This is a genomic window from Chitinophaga agrisoli (assembly GCF_008386695.1).
Classification (GTDB): Bacteria; Bacteroidota; Bacteroidia; order Chitinophagales; family Chitinophagaceae; genus Chitinophaga; species Chitinophaga agrisoli.
In genome coordinates, this window is record NZ_VUOC01000003.1 from 684,064 (window position 1) to 700,479 (window position 16,416).

Consider the following 16,416-nt stretch of genomic DNA (forward strand, 5'->3'; position numbering starts at 1 on the left):
AAATCCCGGCCACCGGCCGGGATTCCCTATATAAATTCAAAAATCTCTCACATCAACTCCTTCAACTTCCCAACCACCGCATCCACCTCTTCCTTCGTATTATCCTTCGAGAAAGAAAACCGCACACTCACCCTATTCGGATCACTATTCAACGCACGTATCACATGCGATCCCGCATCTGCCCCAGACGTACACGCACTGCCACCGCTGGCACAGATCCCATTTATATCCAGGTTAAACAACAACATCTCGCTCTTCTCAGACTTCGGGAAAGCTGCATTCAACACCGTATACAGGCTGCGCCCGCGCAGGTCGCCATTAAACGACACACCCGGTATATGTTGTTCCAGCTGATCTGCCATATACATACGCAGGTCATTGATATGCCGGCTATGCTCCTGGAAATTTGCCGTAGCCAGTTCCAGCGCTTTGGCAAAACCAATAATACCGTACAGGTTCTCTGTGCCTGCGCGCATATTACGCTCTTGCGACCCGCCTTGTATATAAGGAGTGATCTTTACATTTTCATTAATATAAAGGATGCCTACGCCTTTAGGCCCATGGAACTTATGCCCCGCGCCGTTAATGAAGTGTACCGGCGTATTACGCAGGTCAAAAGGGTAGTGGCCTACCGTCTGTACGGTGTCGGAGTGAAAGATAGCGTCAAACTCCTTGCACAGGTTACCCACGGCATGTATATCCAGCAGGTTGCCTATTTCATTATTGGCATGCATCAGCGTTACCAGGCTCCTTTTGTCTGTGCCGGCCAGCAGCTCGCGCAGGTGCGCCATGTCCACATGGCCATCCGGCAGCAGGCGTACATGCGATACCTGTATACCCTGGCTGCCGCGCAGCAGGTCTACGGAGTGCATGGTGGCATGGTGCTCTATTTCGGAGGTAATAATATGACGGCATCCCAGGTCTCTGACAGCGGCATTAATGGCCGTATTGCTGCTTTCCGTTCCGCCGGAGGTGAAGAAGATCTCTCCCGGATGTGCATTCAGGATCCGGGCTACGGTTTTGCGGGCGTTCTCAATGCCCAGTCTTGACTCCCGTCCATACGAATAGATGGAGGAAGGGTTGCCGAAATGATCTGTCATGTACGGCAACATAGCATCCAGCACGGCCTTATCCAGCGGTGTGGTAGCTGCATTGTCAAAGTAGATTCTTTTCAAGGTGTGGATGGTTGGTGGTTTTTGATAAAATAAAAAAGGGCGCTCTTTAAGCGCCCACAAATATCGTAATTTTTAAACTTTTAGCTAATAACCGTTATGAGAGGTCCTGCAGCCCTGCTTACATAAACTCCTTGATATCCTGCATGATCCTGCGGGCAATGTTATCTGCCGTGGTCTCAAACTGGCTCTCCGCATAGATACGGATAATAGGCTCCGTATTGGAAGTGCGTAAATGCACCCAGTCTTTTTCGAACTCTATCTTCAGGCCATCTTCCGTATTGGTAGGCTGGTTCTTGTATTTGCCGCGGATCTTCTCAAAGATGGTCTTTACGTCCACGCCTTTGTCCAGCTCTATCTTGTTCTTGGAGATAAAATAGTCCGGGTAGCTGTTACGCAGGTTTTTCAGATTCTTTTTGCTGTGGGCCACATGGCTCAGGAACAGGCCTATGCCGATCAGCGCATCACGGCCGTAGTGCAGGTCCGGTACAATAATGCCCCCGTTGCCTTCTCCGCCTATGACAGCGTTCACCTCTTTCATTTTCTTTACCACATTCACTTCGCCTACGGCGGATGGGTGGTATTCGCCCCCATGCTTCAACGTTACATCCTTCAGCGCCTGGGTAGAGGAGAGGTTGGAAACGGTATTGCCTTTTCTTTTATTCAGTATATAATCCGCTACGGCCACCAGGGTATATTCCTCGCCAAACATGCTGCCGTCCTCGCATACAAAGCAAAGGCGGTCTACGTCCGGGTCTACGGCTATGCCCAGGTCCGCGTTGGACCGGTTTACCTCGTTGGAGAGGGCGGTCAGGTTCTCTGGCAGTGGTTCCGGGTTATGGCCAAAACGGCCGTTCACCTCTTCAAACAGCACTTCCACATGGGCTACGCCCAGCGCCTTCAGCAAGGCTGGGATGAAGATAGCGCCGGTGGAGTTTACCGCATCCACTACGATCTTAAAGTCACGGGCGCGGATGGCTGCTACGTCTACCAGGGGGTAGTTCACCACCAGGTCAATATGTTTCTGCAGGTAGCTGTCATCCTGGTGATAGGCGCCCAGCTTGTTCACGTCTGCAAAGTTAAAGTCTTCCTGTTCGGCTATTTCCAGCAGGGCTACGCCGTCTGCGCCGGAAATAAACTCGCCCTCGCTATTCAGCAGCTTAAGGGCATTCCATTCTTTGGGGTTATGGCTGGCAGTAATAATGATACCGCCTGCGGCATGTTCCATCTTTACGGCTATCTCCACGGTAGGGGTGGTAGAAAGACCCAGGTCCACTACATCCAGTCCCAGCCCGTTCAGGGTAGATACGACCAGGTTCTTTACCAGCTCGCCGGAAATGCGCCCATCGCGTCCGATAACTACCTTTTTGTTATCAGGATGCTGTTTGATTAACCATGTTCCGTAAGCTGCGGTAAATTTAACTACGTCTAATGGAGAAAGTCCTTCACCGGGTCTGCCGCCAATGGTGCCACGTATGCCGGATATCGATTTGATCAGTGCCACGAATTCAATTTTTAAGGAAGGCAAAGATAAAAAAATCCGCCAGCAAGAAAATATCTTTATTTCCGGTCTGGATGGGTTGTGGGCTATCTTTGCCCGCCGTAACCCTTTTCTGTGCTGCATTGCAGGCGGCGCCCCCCTATGCCATTTATGATACTGCCGCATTACGCCTGCATATGCCGGCCTGGTGAGCCACCATAGTACATTCCAGCCTGCCCATAATAGCCCCTGTACTATGCGGCAAATGAAGTATCTTTGCAGCTACGCTTTTAATTTTTTACTAATAAATAGGTTGATTAATACATAAACGCTTACGAGTTACGATGAAGTACTTTTGGAAGAATATACCCCAGTATATTCGCTTTGTGCTTGTGCAGGCATGCTATCTTTTTTTACTGACGGCCTTTTTCCGGCTGGTATTCTATCTCTTCTTTTTCAAGACCACCATTACAGATACAGCGCTCATCCGCAAGGCCTGGTACCTGGGCCTTAAATTCGATCTGCGCCTTACTTTAATAATGATCATCCCGCTGGGACTACTGGTTGTTATAACGCGCAACCGTTTCTTTACCTCCGGTTTGTTACGCAGGATCAACTTCGTATACCTCTTCCTGGTATACCTGGTGCTTACTGTATTATACGTGCTGGACCTGGGTCATTATGCCTACCTGGGCTTGCGTCTCGATCCTTCCATTACCCGTTTTATGGCTTCCGGCGAGCGGGCGGATAATATGCGCATGGTATGGCAAAGTTATCCCGTGGTAAGGGGCGTTATTGGTATAGGCCTGTTCCTGTTCCTTTTATACCGCCTGCAGGTATATACCTACCGCAGGCTGGCGCTGCAACCGGCTGCTACCGTAAAAGGCTGGCGTTATGCCGGCTGGGTCACGGCCCTGGTGATCCTGTTTGGGGCCGGCATCTACGGCAACTTTGCTTATTTTCCCCTGCGCTGGAGCCAGGCCATGTTTACCCGCGACAATGGCATCACCAGCCTGGCCCTGAACCCGATACTATATTTTACAGACAATTTTTCTACCAAAGGAGATACCTACGATATACAGAAAACCCGCGAATATTACCCGTACATGGCCCAATACCTGCGGGTAGATACCCCGGATGCGCAGCTGCTCAATTACGAGCGCAGCTACCCGGGCGTCGATAGGCCGCGGTCTAATATTGTGCTGGTAATGCTGGAGTCTACCGGTGCGGCAGTGACCAGCATGTTCAATAATCCCATGCAGGCCACGCCCAACATGCAAATGCTGGCGGATAGCGGCATCCTGTTCCGGAACTTTTATGTGCCGGCGGTAAGCACCGCCAAAACTGTATATGGCGTTACCACCGGCCTGCCGGATATTACCCAGGTAAAAACAGCCAGCCGGCACCCCCAGATGGTGGATCAGCGCATCATTATGGACCAGTTCAACGGCTACGAGAAATATTACCTGCTGGGTGGCAACACCAACTGGGCCAATATCCGCGCGGTGTTCACCAATAATGTAGATAGCATAAAGATCTACGAAGAAGGTTATTTCAAAGCCGCCAAGGCAGATGTGTGGGGCGTTTCTGATTATGACCTGGTAACAGAAGCCAGCGAGATCTTTAAGAATGCCCATCAGCGTAAGCAGCCTTTTGTAGCTTTCCTGCAAACTGCCGATAATCATGCGCCCTACACCACCACCAAAGGCGCGGGTGACTTCCGTAAGCTTACAGAGCAGGAAATAGACATGAACAAGTTCAAAGAGGCGGGTTTTGTGACCATAGACCAGTTTAACGCCCTCCGTTACCTGGATTATAACCTGGGGCACCTGATCCGGCTGGCCAAAGAGGGCGGATACCTGGATAATACCATCTTTGTGTTCTTTGGCGATCATAACTGCATTCTTAACCCCTACCACTTTATGCCCTACCCGGAATATGAGCTGGGCAGCGGGGGAGAGCACGTGCCTTGTATCATCTATGCCCCCGGCCGTTTAAAACCGCAGGAGGTGACCCGCGCGGGTAGCCTGCTGGATGTATATCCTACCGTAGCTAACCTGGCAGGGGTACCGCATAAGAACTATACCCTGGGTATAGACCTGCTGGATACCACCTACAGTAACCGCTATGCTTTCATCTCTTACATGAAGAACCTGCAGTGGTGCACCGCAGTGATAGGCGACCAGTACATGTATGAGCTCAATACCCGCAGTGGCAAAACTGCCCTGTACGATCTTAAAGGCGACGCCCTGAAGGATGTGCAGCAGGAACATGCGGATACCGCCCGTGCACTTAATAATTTAACGCATGGGTTTTACGAAAGCACCCGATATTTGATGTTTAATAATAAAAAGGGACTGTCGGCTATGAGCGCCACGCATCTTAGCAAACGTTAAAAATTTCCGGCAGTGCATAGCGTAAAAAGTATGAAAGCAGCAAAGCAATGGTTTAAGGACTGGTTTAACTCTCCCTATTACTACCAGTTGTACAGCAACCGGAACGAGCAGGAAGCCGCCTTATTCATTGATAAGTTGCTGGCCTACCTGCGCCCTGCGCCCGGCGCCCCGGTGCTGGATGCCGCCTGTGGCCGCGGACGGCACGCCAAATACCTCGCCGATAAAGGGTTGATGGTAACCGGTATAGATCTTTCCATTGAGAGCATTAACGCTGCCAAAAAGCTGGAGAACGATCACCTGCACTTTTTCCAGCATGATATGCGCCTGCCTTTCCGCATCAATTATTTTGATGTGGTGTTCAACTTCTTCACCAGCTTTGGCTATTTTGATACGCAACGCGATAATGACAACGCCCTGCGTACCTTCAAAAATGCGCTGAAACCGCGTTGCCGGCTGGTGCTGGACTACCTGAACAGCCCCTACGTAGCGGCGCACCTGGTGCCCAGCGAGGTAAAGGAAGCAGGGGATGTGGTATTTGACATTAAAAGAGCGCTGTTACAGGATTGTTTCCTGAAACAGATCAATATACTGGATAAGGGTAAAATGTTGCGGACCTCCTTTACGGAAAGTGTAAGAGCCTTTACCCTGGCTGATTTTGAGAAAATGTTCGCCCGGCAGGGCCTGCGGCTCGTAGATATCTTCGGCGATTATCATTTCAATGCTTATGATGAGCAGCACTCGCCCAGGATGATCATGATCGCGGAAAAAATGGTAAAAGAGTAGCGGCACGGTGGTGAGATCGTGCCGCCTGTATGGCAATTTGCAATTTAAACAGGAACAATTATGCTGGAATGGTTACTACGCCAGGATGTAAGGTTATTCTTCCGTATCAACAACCAATGGCAGGCAGGCTGGCTCGATGCGCTGATGCCCTGGGTAAGGGAGCCTTTTATCTGGGCGCCCCTGTACCTGTTCCTGGGCCTATTCGTCACCATCAATTATAAATGGCGGGGTTTTTTCTGGATAGTACTGTTTATTGTGGCATTTGGGATAGCAGACCAGACCAGCAGCTTCCTCAAAGATACAGTAGGCCGTTTAAGACCCTGCCGTGATCCCCTGTTGCAGCATTTTGTCCGCGTGCTGGTGCCTTATTGCCCCATGAGCGGCAGTTTTACCTCTAACCACGCTGCCAATCACTTTGCATTGGGAACTTTTTGTTTCTTAACTTTAAAAACAGCTTTTCAACGCTATGTATGGCTGTTCTACATATGGGCGGCCGCTATCGGGTTTGCGCAGATCTATGTAGGGCTCCATTACCCGCTGGATGTAGCCGGTGGCGCGTTGCTGGGCATTATGATAGGATTATTGAGCGGCAGCTTTTTCAACGTCGCATCAGGCTGGAAGCAGAACTAACAACATGAACTGGAGCTTTTTGATATTAATACTGGCAGCCACCTTTGGCGGCGGGCTGATCCCCATGACCGTAAAGCGGCTGCATCCTAATTTACCTATATATCTGCTGGCATTCACAGGGGCTTTCCTTTTCGGGATCACTATTATGCACCTGCTGCCGGAAGTATATCATGAACTGGGGCATACCGCGGGCGTATACATCCTGCTGGGTTTTTTCCTGCAGGTGTTCCTGCAGCAGCTGTCACATGGCATGGAGCACGGCCATACCCATTTGCCGCCGGCAGATGGCCACCACCACCATATTTCCATTACCCCCCTGCTGGCAGGCTTGTCCATACACGCGTTTATGGAAGGTATTCCGCTGGGGCTGAACTTTGGCGACCGCTCCGCGCTGCCTTCCCTGGCTTTTGGCGTTGCTGCCCATAAAGTGCCGGAGGCGCTTACACTTATGACCGTGATGATGCATGCGCACCAGCCTAAAGCCAGGTTATGGCGGATCCTGGGCCTTTTTTCCCTGGTAACGCCGCTGGCGGCGGTGCTGGCAGGACAATTAGGCCATTATTCGGAAACCGTTACCGCATCGCTCGTATATCTCACCGCGCTGGTCATTGGCGCGTTTGTGCATATTTCCACTACCATATTCTACGAAAGTGGCACCCGGCATCACGAATTGAGCAAACGTAAAATACTGGCATTTGCTGCTGGTATTGTTTTGGCATTTCTTACCTTAATATTTGAATAATTTTTTATTTTTAGCCTTTATATCATGGAAGTCGTCATAATCCTCATCCTGATTTTACTGAATGGTGTGTTCTCAATGTCTGAGATAGCCATGGTTTCTGCACGTAAAGTCCGGCTGGAGCACCAGGCCAATAAAGGCGATGAACAAGCAAAGGCCGCTTTAAAGCTGGCCAACAACCCGGATAAATTCCTTTCCACCGTCCAGATAGGCATTACCCTGATAGGCATCTTAACAGGTATCTACTCCGGCGAAAAGCTGAAGTCGGACCTGGTGGCATTTGTTGGGCAAATGGAACTGCTGCGTCCGTATGCCAGCGGCATCGCTACCGCTATCATCGTGGTCACCATCACCTATTTCTCATTGGTATTGGGTGAGCTGGTGCCTAAACGCCTGGGCCTTGCCCGGCCGGAAACCATCGCCAAGGCCGTAGCCCGGCCTATGACCATCCTCTCCCGCGTTACGTTTCCTTTTATAGCGCTGCTGACCGTCTCGTCCAACGTCATCGTAAAGATCTTTAAATTAAAAGGGGCTGAATCGCATGTTACCGAAGAAGAGATCAAAGCCATCATTAATGAAGGCACTACTTCCGGCGCCATCGAAGAAACAGAGCAGGAGATCATTGAAAGGGTATTCCACCTGGGCGATCGTAATATCACCTCCCTGATGACCCACCGCACGGATATCGTGTGGCTGGACATCAACGAGTCTGTAGAAAGCTTTAAACGTAAGATCAACAACAGTTTGCACTCCGTATACCCCGTATGCGAAGGGCAGATCGATAGCATTAAAGGCATCATCTCCATCAAGGACCTGTATGCCGCTGCCGCCGGCAATAATTACGCGCTGAAACCCATTATCCGTAAGCCATTGTTCGTGCCGGAAAACAACAGCGCCTACCAGGTGCTGGAAAAGTTTAAGGAAACACAGGTGCATGCCGCCTTTATCGTAGATGAATATGGCACATTCCTGGGTATGATCACCCTGAACGATATCCTGGAGGCCATCGTAGGGGACATGCCGGAAACCGGCCAGCTCGACGATTATGAAATGGTGAAAAGGGACGACGGCTCCTACCTGATAGACGCCCAGATACCCTTTTACGATTTTCTGAGCGAGTTTGATAAAGAAGACTGGATGGCGGAGTTTGAGCAGGAATTTGATACCCTCGCAGGATTTATACTACACCACCTGGAACATATTCCCCAAACCGGTGAGAAATTCGAATGGAGGGGCTTCACCTTTGAGATTGTCGATATGGATGTGCACCGCATTGATAAAGTATTGGTACACACGCCGGTACCGCGGGAACGGGAAGAAGAGTAAACAACTGGCAGCCGTTAGTAAATAGTCACCAGTCATTAGTAAGAAAACCGTATGCGTCAATCACTAATGACTGAGGTCTATCAACTAACGACTTTTTTTTATACTTTTGTGCACTTTTACATATAATAAATAATTTAATTTAAGATAATGATCCTAGTAGGACGTAAGGCGCTTTCCCTGGATGAAGTATACCGGGTGATGTTCGGGCAGGAAAAGTTGGAGTTGGAAGAGACCGCTTTACAGGAAGTAGAGAAGAATTTCCAATTCCTGCAACAGTTCTCCGCCAAAAAGCTCATTTATGGTATCAATACCGGTTTTGGCCCCATGGCGCAATACCGGATACCAGAGGCGGACACCCTGCAATTGCAATACAACCTGATCCGCAGCCATAGCTCCGGCGCAGGTAAATGTATGTCTCCGCTGCTGACCAAAGGGTTAATGATTGCCCGCCTGAGCAGCTTTATGCAGGCGCATTCCGGGGTGCATCCGGAAGTAGTGGCGTTGCTGAGGGACCTGATCAATAAAGACGTATACCCTTGCATTTACGAGCACGGCGGCGTAGGCGCCAGCGGCGATCTCGTACAGCTGGCCCATTTGGCCCTGGTGCTGATAGGCGAGGGGGAAGTATATTATAAAGACCAGCTGCATCCTACCGCGGAGGTTTTCGCCAAACTGGGATTACAACCCATAAAAGTGCATATCCGCGAAGGGCTGGCCGTGATCAATGGCACCTCTGCCATGACCGGCGTAGGCCTGGTGAACCTGATAGAGGCCCGTAAGCTGTTGGGCTGGAGCTGCATCGTCTCCGCCATGATCAATGAGATCGTGGAGGCGTTTGACGACCACCTGTCTTACGAGCTCAATATCGTAAAACACCATACCGGCCAGAACCATGTAGCCGCTGTAATGCGCGGCATCTTAAAAGATAGCAAAATGATCCGTCACCGGCCAGACCATCTGTATAAAGAGCTGGAGGAAGAGATCTTTAAGGATAAAGTACAGGAATACTACTCCCTGCGCTGCGTGCCGCAGATTCTGGGCCCTGTGCATGACACGCTGGCCCACGCGGAAAAAGTAGTGCTGGCGGAGCTGAACTCTGTAAGCGATAACCCCGTGGTAGACCACCACAACCAGAACGTATACCATGGCGGTAATTTCCACGGCGATTACATCTCCCTGGAAATGGACAAGCTCAAGATCGCCATCACTAAACTGAGCATGCTCTCTGAAAGACAGCTCAATTACCTGATGAACGACAAGCTGAACCACAAGTTCCCGCCATTTATGAACCTGGGCAAACTGGGCTTTAATTTTGGTATGCAGGGCGTGCAGTTCACCGCTACCTCTACCGTAGCGGAAAATCAGACCTTGTCTTTCCCCATGTACGTGCACAGCATTCCCAATAATAATGATAACCAGGATATAGTAAGCATGGGCTGCAATGCCGCCCTGATGGCTAACAAGGTGATAGAGAATACGTTTGAGGTGCTGGCCATACAGGTAATGACCATGCTGCAGGCAGTAGATTATCTGGGCTGTGAAGACCGCTTATCTACCTTCTCCAAACGTATTTACCAGGAAGTAAGGGCTATTTTTCCTAAATTTATTGAAGACAGCCCCCGGTATACTGATATCCGCAAGATCAAGGAATACCTGGTGCAACAAGTGCCGGTAAGCGTCTAATGTGCAAATACAGTAATGAGTAATTCGTAATTAGTAATTCGTAATTAAATGGATTGTGCTTTAGTAACCGGCGGATCAAGAGGGATAGGCAGGGCAATATGTATCAAGATGGCCGAAATGGGCTATCATGTGATCATAAACTTCAAAGGCAATGCCGCTGCGGCGCAGGAAACGCTGGAGGCCGTACGGGCCAAAGGCAGTGACGGTGAAGTGCTGCAATTTGACGTAAGCAATGAGCAGGAGGTGCAGCAGGTGCTGGGCGCATGGGTAGAGGCTAATAAAGATAAACAGGTGCAGGTACTGGTAAACAATGCCGGTATCCGCGAAGATAACCTGCTGTTCTGGATGAACAGCGCCCAGTGGCGTAACGTGCTGGGCAGCAGCCTGGATGGCTTTTTTTATGTGACCAAACAGGTGTTGAACGGTATGCTGATGAAACGCTACGGGCGTATCATTAACATAGTGTCCCTTTCAGGCCTGAAGGGCATGCCGGGCCAAACCAATTACTCCGCTGCCAAGGCCGGCGTAATAGGCGCCACCAAGGCCCTGGCCCAGGAAGTAGCCAAACGGGGCGTAACGGTGAATGCTGTAGCGCCCGGTTTTATCAGAACGGATATGACAGCAGACCTGAATGAGAAAGAGCTGGCCGCCCAGGTGCCCATGAACCGCTTTGGCACCCCTGAAGAAGTGGCCGAAGCCGTTGGTTTCTTTGCATCAAAGGCATCTGCGTACATTACCGGCGAAGTATTGTCAATTAACGGTGGACTATATACGTAATAAACAGCTGCTAGCTGTTAGCCGTTAGCTTTTAGCCACAGGCCATTAGCTAAAAGCTGAAAGCTAACAGCTAATAGCTTTAATAACATGAACAGAGTAGTGATTACGGGCATGGGGATCTATTCCTGCATCGGCAAGGACCTGAACGAAGTAAAGGACTCGCTGTACCAGGGAAAATCCGGTATCGTGTTTGACCCTGAAAGAAAGGAGTTCGGTTACCGCTCTGCCCTTACCGGCTTCGTAGAAAGACCCAATCTCAAAGGCCTGCTGGACCGCCGCGCGCGGTTAACTATGCCGGAGCAGGCAGAATTTGCATATATGAGCACCCGGGAAGCGCTGGCCCAGGCCGGCATAGACCCGGATTATATAGAGCGTACGGAAGTAGGCTTGCTGTTTGGTAATGACAGCACAGCCCGCGCCGTAGTAGAATCCATGGATGTTATCCGGGAAAAGAAAGATACCATGCTGGTAGGCTCCGGGTCTGTATTCCAGACCATGAACTCTACCGTAAATATGAACCTGGCCACCATCTTTAAGCTGCGTGGCGTGAATTTTAGCGTAAGCGCGGCCTGCGCCAGCGGCTCCCACGCCATTGGCATGGGTTATATGTTCATCAAGAACGGCATGCAGGATTGTGTGATCTGCGGCGGGGCACAGGAGGTGAATGTATACGCCATGGGCAATTTTGACGGCATCGCTACCTTCTCTACCCGCGAGGCGGAGCCAACAAAGGCTTCCCGCCCCTTTGACCGTGATCGCGACGGGCTGGTGCCCAGTGGCGGCGCCGCCACCATTATACTGGAAAGCCTGGAGGCCGCCCAACGCAGGGGCGCTACTATCCTGGGCGAAGTGCTGGGATACGGTTTTTCTTCCAACGGCGCGCACATCTCTAACCCTACGGTGGAAGGACCGGTAAGGTCCTTACAGATAGCCCTCAAGGATGCCGGTATGCAGCCCCGGGATGTCGCCTATATCAACGCCCACGCTACCTCTACCCCCGCGGGCGATACCAGCGAGGCCAAAGCCCTTTACGAGGTATTTGGCGGCTCTAACCCCTACATCAGCTCCACCAAGTCCATGACAGGCCATGAGTGCTGGATGGCCGGCGCCAGCGAGGTGGTGTATTCCATGCTCATGATGCAGAACGGTTTTATTGCCCCCAACGTAAACCTGGAGAACCCGGACGACGATGCCGCCAGGTTAAATATTGTTAACACTACTATCAATAAAGATTTTAATATATTTTTGTCAAACTCCTTTGGCTTTGGGGGCACTAATTCTTCCCTCATTGTGCGCAGGTGGGAAGGGAAGTAACTGGGTTTCAATAGTTTGGAGTACAATATCGCGTAGTACGGTTAATATCTTAACCCCGTAGCTTAAAGGCCTGTGTGATAACTTATAATATATTACTAACTTTGGAGTCGATTTACCATTGTAATTGGGTTCGATTAGACTAAAACCGTTCACACTTTGATTTTTAATCAACCTATACTGAATTGAGTTACACTAATATGGACATTAAAGAGATCATACAAACAACAAATGCGTTTCTGATTGAGGAGTTTGAAGCGGACCCCGCTGCCATTGCGCCTGAAGCTAACCTCAAGTCAACCCTGGAGCTGGATAGCCTGGATTATATTGACCTGGTTGTAGTGATTGAAAACAACTTCGGTTTCAAAGTGAACCCGGAGGATTTTCAGAGCATTGTTACCTTCCAGGACTTTTACGATTACGTGGCCCTTCGTCTTAAACAAAAAGAGTTGGTATAATGCCATCGTGGCAGGGGAAATCGAAGGGAAATAAGCTGGGTTACCGTATTTTCATTGAAATCTTACGTTACGGGGGAGTATGGCCGGCTTATTTGTTGCTGAGATGCGTAGCGGCGTATTATTTTTTGTTTTCCTACAGTTCCTCAAAGCCCATCTTCAGCTATTTTCATACAAAAATAGGGTATGGCTGGTGGCGCTCTTTGTGCAGTGTATACCGTAATTATTACGTGTTCGGGCAAACGCTGATCGATAAGGTCGTGGTCATGGCCGGCATATCCAATAAATTTACGTTCCAGTTCGAGGGCGAGTCTCATCTGCGGCAGTTGGTAGCAACGGGCCGCGGAGGCATTTTATTAAGCGCCCACCTGGGTAACTGGGAAGTGGCAGGGCACCTTTTCAAACGGCTCGAGACCCGTATCAATATCGTGATGTTCGACGGTGAGCATGAGCGTATTAAGCAATACCTATCCTCCATTACCGGCGAGCGCAATGTAAATGTTATTGTTATTAAGGACGATTTATCGCACATTTACGCCATTAATGAAGCCCTTGGCAACAATGAACTGGTATGTATGCATGCAGACCGGTTCATGGAAGGCAATAAAACAGAAACGGCACTGTTCATGGGAGCGCCCGCAAGGTTCCCGGCAGGGCCTTTTCTCCTGGCGGCTACTTTCCGTGTACCAGTATCGCTGGTATTTGCGTTTAAGGAAACCGCTACCCATTACCACCTGTATGCCACCCCGCCCAGCCAGTACCATGGGCGCAGGAACCAGGGCGTACAGGCGGCATTGCAGGATTTTGTAACAGTGCTGGAAGAAAAAGTGCGGTTATACCCGGAACAATGGTTTAATTACTATGATTTCTGGGCGCCGGCCGCTCCGCTTCAATCGCTAACAGCTAAAAGCTAACGGCCAAAAGCTAATCACGATGTTCATTCATTCAGATAATATCATCCACTACATTCCACAACGGGCGCCCGTTGTAATGATCAGTGGTATCCTGTTTGCAGAAGGCAAGCTCACCCGTACCGGTTTGCAGATCAGCCCGGATAATATATTTGTGCAGGATGGCGTATTAACCCCGCCGGGCCTGATGGAGAATATCGCCCAAACCGCCGCGGCCCGCGCCGGTTACCAGGCGTTACAGGAAAATACCGCCGTGCCTATGGGATATATTGGTGCAGTAAAGGACCTGGAGATCTTTGAATTGCCCCCCGCCGGCGCCTTCATCGAAACAACTACCGAAGTGGGGCACGAAGTATTTAATGCCACTATGGTCACCGGTAAGGTTACCTGGAATGGTAAGCTCATGGCCCAATGCGAAATGAAGATATTCATAACCCCCTAAAATCGTACAGACTCATGAAACATTTGTTTTCGCTGGTGGCCGCCATGCTGTTATTAACTGCCGGTAGCCAGGCACAGACCCTGAAGGACTTTTTTGCCTCTGAGGAGCCGCTTACCTACCTGGGCATAGACTTTACCCAGGCCAGGGTAATAGGCGAGACCGCGGATGCCACTGAAATGCGCGACCGCCTTTTTCCCGCTATCAACACCGTTATCCTTAATGAGCCCAAAAAATATGATATTGCAGGCGCATTCCATAAGCAGGTAACCAATGATCTTGACCAGGTGAAAAAACATAACGAGGGCATCAATACGGCACACCTGATCTCAGATAAGGAAGGGGATTACAGCCGGTTGCAACCCGCTGATATCGAAAAGCTGATGAAAGGGTATCACTTTGGCAAAAAAGGCGTGGGCCTGCTGTTTGTAATGGATGGCATGAGCAAAGCCCAGAAAGGGGCCAACGTATTTGTGACCTTGGTAGATATGAACAGCGGCAAAGTGCTGGTAACAGAAAAAGTAGAAGCAAAGGCACAGGGTTTTGGTTTCCGTAACTACTGGGCCTATACGATATATAAGACGCTGGATGATGTGAAGAAGCACAAGTATAAAGAGTGGAAAGAAAAGAATTAATAAAGGCGCTGCGTAACAGAAAATGGGAACGCAATGCCGGTAAAGTGTAAAGCATGGAGCTAATAGAGCGGGCAAATATCCTGGTAAAATTCAATGAGGCGGATCCGTTGGGCATTGTATGGCACGGCCATTACGTGCGGTATTTTGAGGATGGGCGCGAAGCCTTTGGCGAAAAGTACGGCCTCCGTTACCTGGATATCTTTAATTACGGGTACACCGTTCCTATTGTAAAAGTGGAATGTAATTACAAACGTTCGCTCCGTTATGGCGATCGCGTGATCGTACATGTGAAATACGTGGATACGCCGGCCGCAAAGATCAAATTCGTATACACCCTGTACAATGCCGCAACCGGAGAGCTGGTGGCGGATGGCAGCTCCGTACAGGTGTTCCTGGATACGGAAACATCCTCGCTGCAGCTTACTATTCCGCCTTTTTTCGAGGCGTGGAAAAAACAGCTAGGATTACTTTAAACAATGCCGCCAGGCCTTCAGGACCTGGCGGCATAATACTGATATACCGGAATGGAGAATGTATATGTGATAGCAGACAACATTGTATCGCCTTTGGGTAGTACAGCAGCGGAGAATTTTGCTGCGGTGCGCCAGGGGCATAGCGCTATCCGTTTACATGATAATACCGCCCTCTCACCATCGCCTTTTTATGCCGCGCTTATGGCGCCCGGCCAGTTGGAAGGCTGGAGCGCAGCAGCCGGTCTGCAAGGCTACACAAAGTTTGAACAGCTGCTGATACTATCTGTAAAAGATGCATTGGCGCAAACTTATATAGATCTTACCGCCGGCCGCACCGCGTTCATCGTGTCCACCACCAAGGGCAATATTGAGCTGCTCGAGCAACAGCCGGATCACCCGCCGCTACCGCAGATGGAATTATTTGCCACTGCCCGGAAAGTTGCGGGCTTTTTTAATTTTACCGCTACGCCATTGGTGGTGAGCAATGCTTGTATATCCGGGCTGATGGCTATCCTGATGGGTAAACGCCTTATCGCATCCGGAGCGTATGATCACGCTGTGGTGGCCGGCGCAGATGTAATAACGCAGTTTGTACTGTCTGGCTTCCAGTCATTCCAGGCAGTAAGCAATGAGCCATGCCGCCCGTTCGACGCCGCCCGTAAAGGCGTTACCCTGGGCGAAGGCGCAGCTACCGTAATACTGAGCCGGGAACAGGCCCTTGCGCCCGCAGGCGCGGTATTGGTAAAAGCAGGTTCCATCAGCAATGATGCTAATCATATCTCCGGGCCCTCGCGTACCGGGGCAGAGCTGGGAATGGCCATGCGGCAGGCCATGCTTAACAGCAATCTTACGCCGGACGATATCGGTTTTGTAGCTGCCCATGGCACCGCCACCCTGTATAATGATGAAATGGAGGCTAAAGCCGTGCACCTGGCCGGCTTACAGGAGGCGCCGGTAAATAGTTTTAAAGGCTATTACGGGCATACCCTGGGCGCTGCCGGGTTGATAGAAGCCATCATTGGCAACCATGCCTTACAGGCAGGGCTGATCATACCTACAAAAGGTTTTGAGGAGCTGGGCGTAAGCATGCCGGTAAAGGTGAACCGTATCTTAACAGAACAACCCGCGCAGCATTATCTCAAGACCGTATCCGGTTTTGGGGGATGTAATGCGGCACTGGTGCTTTCAAAAGCATAACGACCAAAT

Annotated in this window: 16 protein-coding genes; 14 read left to right on the plus strand and 2 right to left on the minus strand. The window is 50.3% G+C overall.

Translation table 11 applies throughout. The features are described from left to right. Positions 1–47: 47 nt before the first annotated feature. Both F0L74_RS18170 and glmM read right to left on the minus strand, forming a co-directional pair. A complete protein-coding gene (locus F0L74_RS18170) occupies positions 48–1,175 on the minus strand; it encodes a cysteine desulfurase family protein (protein WP_149839299.1) in 1,128 nt (375 codons plus the stop codon). A 118-nt stretch (positions 1,176–1,293) separates the two neighbouring features. After that, positions 1,294–2,676 (minus strand): phosphoglucosamine mutase, encoded by a 1,383-nt coding sequence (glmM, locus tag F0L74_RS18175; protein ID WP_149839300.1) that lies wholly within the window; start codon positions 2,674–2,676, stop codon positions 1,294–1,296. Positions 2,677–2,996: 320 nt separating this feature from the next. Here glmM and F0L74_RS18180 point away from each other — a divergent pair, with 320 nt between their 5' ends. The 14 genes from F0L74_RS18180 to F0L74_RS18245 all read left to right on the plus strand — a co-directional run bounded on the left by F0L74_RS18180 (position 2,997) and on the right by F0L74_RS18245 (position 16,407). Then, on the plus strand, positions 2,997–5,048 hold the full coding sequence (locus tag F0L74_RS18180) for an LTA synthase family protein (RefSeq protein ID WP_149839301.1): 2,052 nt from the start codon (positions 2,997–2,999) through the stop codon (positions 5,046–5,048). 30 nt (positions 5,049–5,078) lie between these two features. Beyond that, positions 5,079–5,831 (plus strand): class I SAM-dependent methyltransferase, encoded by a 753-nt coding sequence (locus tag F0L74_RS18185; RefSeq protein WP_149839302.1) that lies wholly within the window; start codon positions 5,079–5,081, stop codon positions 5,829–5,831. Between the two features lie 60 nt (positions 5,832–5,891). Continuing rightward, positions 5,892–6,461, plus strand: coding sequence for a phosphatase PAP2 family protein (locus tag F0L74_RS18190; RefSeq protein ID WP_149839303.1), 570 nt, complete (start codon positions 5,892–5,894; stop codon positions 6,459–6,461). A 4-nt stretch (positions 6,462–6,465) separates the two neighbouring features. Next, complete coding sequence (locus tag F0L74_RS18195; protein WP_149839304.1) at positions 6,466–7,203, plus strand: ZIP family metal transporter; 738 nt, start codon at positions 6,466–6,468, stop codon at positions 7,201–7,203. Between the two features lie 24 nt (positions 7,204–7,227). Then, the gene (locus tag F0L74_RS18200; protein WP_149839305.1) at positions 7,228–8,526 is read left to right on the plus strand and encodes a hemolysin family protein; all 1,299 of its coding nucleotides are present in this window, start codon (positions 7,228–7,230) and stop codon (positions 8,524–8,526) included. Positions 8,527–8,673: 147 nt separating this feature from the next. Continuing rightward, positions 8,674–10,209 carry a flexirubin biosynthesis tyrosine ammonia-lyase FlxA gene (flxA, locus tag F0L74_RS18205; protein ID WP_149839306.1) on the plus strand — a complete coding sequence of 512 codons (1,536 nt, stop codon included), beginning with the start codon at positions 8,674–8,676 and terminating at the stop codon, positions 10,207–10,209. Positions 10,210–10,257: 48 nt separating this feature from the next. Beyond that, the gene (gene flxB, locus F0L74_RS18210) at positions 10,258–10,986 is read left to right on the plus strand and encodes a flexirubin biosynthesis SDR family reductase FlxB (protein WP_149839307.1); all 729 of its coding nucleotides are present in this window, start codon (positions 10,258–10,260) and stop codon (positions 10,984–10,986) included. 87 nt (positions 10,987–11,073) lie between these two features. Beyond that, on the plus strand, positions 11,074–12,300 hold the full coding sequence (locus tag F0L74_RS18215; protein ID WP_149839308.1) for a beta-ketoacyl-[acyl-carrier-protein] synthase family protein: 1,227 nt from the start codon (positions 11,074–11,076) through the stop codon (positions 12,298–12,300). Positions 12,301–12,482: 182 nt separating this feature from the next. After that, positions 12,483–12,755: an acyl carrier protein gene (locus tag F0L74_RS18220; protein WP_246197759.1), complete on the plus strand. Its 273-nt coding sequence runs from the start codon at positions 12,483–12,485 to the stop codon at positions 12,753–12,755. 227 nt (positions 12,756–12,982) lie between these two features. Then, positions 12,983–13,666: a lysophospholipid acyltransferase family protein gene (locus F0L74_RS18225; RefSeq protein WP_246197760.1), complete on the plus strand. Its 684-nt coding sequence runs from the start codon at positions 12,983–12,985 to the stop codon at positions 13,664–13,666. Positions 13,667–13,685: 19 nt separating this feature from the next. Then, complete coding sequence (locus tag F0L74_RS18230) at positions 13,686–14,105, plus strand: hotdog family protein (RefSeq protein ID WP_213087011.1); 420 nt, start codon at positions 13,686–13,688, stop codon at positions 14,103–14,105. A 14-nt stretch (positions 14,106–14,119) separates the two neighbouring features. Next, on the plus strand, positions 14,120–14,737 hold the full coding sequence (locus tag F0L74_RS18235; RefSeq protein WP_149839310.1) for a hypothetical protein: 618 nt from the start codon (positions 14,120–14,122) through the stop codon (positions 14,735–14,737). 53 nt (positions 14,738–14,790) lie between these two features. Next, the gene (locus F0L74_RS18240) at positions 14,791–15,210 is read left to right on the plus strand and encodes an acyl-CoA thioesterase (protein ID WP_149839311.1); all 420 of its coding nucleotides are present in this window, start codon (positions 14,791–14,793) and stop codon (positions 15,208–15,210) included. Positions 15,211–15,261: 51 nt separating this feature from the next. Continuing rightward, complete coding sequence (locus tag F0L74_RS18245; protein ID WP_149839312.1) at positions 15,262–16,407, plus strand: beta-ketoacyl-[acyl-carrier-protein] synthase family protein; 1,146 nt, start codon at positions 15,262–15,264, stop codon at positions 16,405–16,407. Positions 16,408–16,416: the final 9 nt, after the last annotated feature.

Bases quoted from the DNA above. Each gene is read 5' to 3' on its own strand.
- F0L74_RS18180 (WP_149839301.1), top strand. From the start codon at position 2,997: ATGAAGTACTTTTGGAAGAATATACCCCAGTATATTCGCTTTGTGCTT.
- F0L74_RS18185 (WP_149839302.1), top strand. From the start codon at position 5,079: ATGAAAGCAGCAAAGCAATGGTTTAAGGACTGGTTTAACTCTCCCTAT.
- F0L74_RS18190 (WP_149839303.1), top strand. From the start codon at position 5,892: ATGCTGGAATGGTTACTACGCCAGGATGTAAGGTTATTCTTCCGTATC.
- F0L74_RS18195 (WP_149839304.1), top strand. From the start codon at position 6,466: ATGAACTGGAGCTTTTTGATATTAATACTGGCAGCCACCTTTGGCGGC.
- F0L74_RS18200 (WP_149839305.1), top strand. From the start codon at position 7,228: ATGGAAGTCGTCATAATCCTCATCCTGATTTTACTGAATGGTGTGTTC.
- flxA (WP_149839306.1), top strand. From the start codon at position 8,674: ATGATCCTAGTAGGACGTAAGGCGCTTTCCCTGGATGAAGTATACCGG.
- flxB (WP_149839307.1), top strand. From the start codon at position 10,258: ATGGATTGTGCTTTAGTAACCGGCGGATCAAGAGGGATAGGCAGGGCA.
- F0L74_RS18215 (WP_149839308.1), top strand. From the start codon at position 11,074: ATGAACAGAGTAGTGATTACGGGCATGGGGATCTATTCCTGCATCGGC.
- F0L74_RS18230 (WP_213087011.1), top strand. From the start codon at position 13,686: ATGTTCATTCATTCAGATAATATCATCCACTACATTCCACAACGGGCG.
- F0L74_RS18235 (WP_149839310.1), top strand. From the start codon at position 14,120: ATGAAACATTTGTTTTCGCTGGTGGCCGCCATGCTGTTATTAACTGCC.
- F0L74_RS18240 (WP_149839311.1), top strand. From the start codon at position 14,791: ATGGAGCTAATAGAGCGGGCAAATATCCTGGTAAAATTCAATGAGGCG.
- F0L74_RS18245 (WP_149839312.1), top strand. From the start codon at position 15,262: ATGGAGAATGTATATGTGATAGCAGACAACATTGTATCGCCTTTGGGT.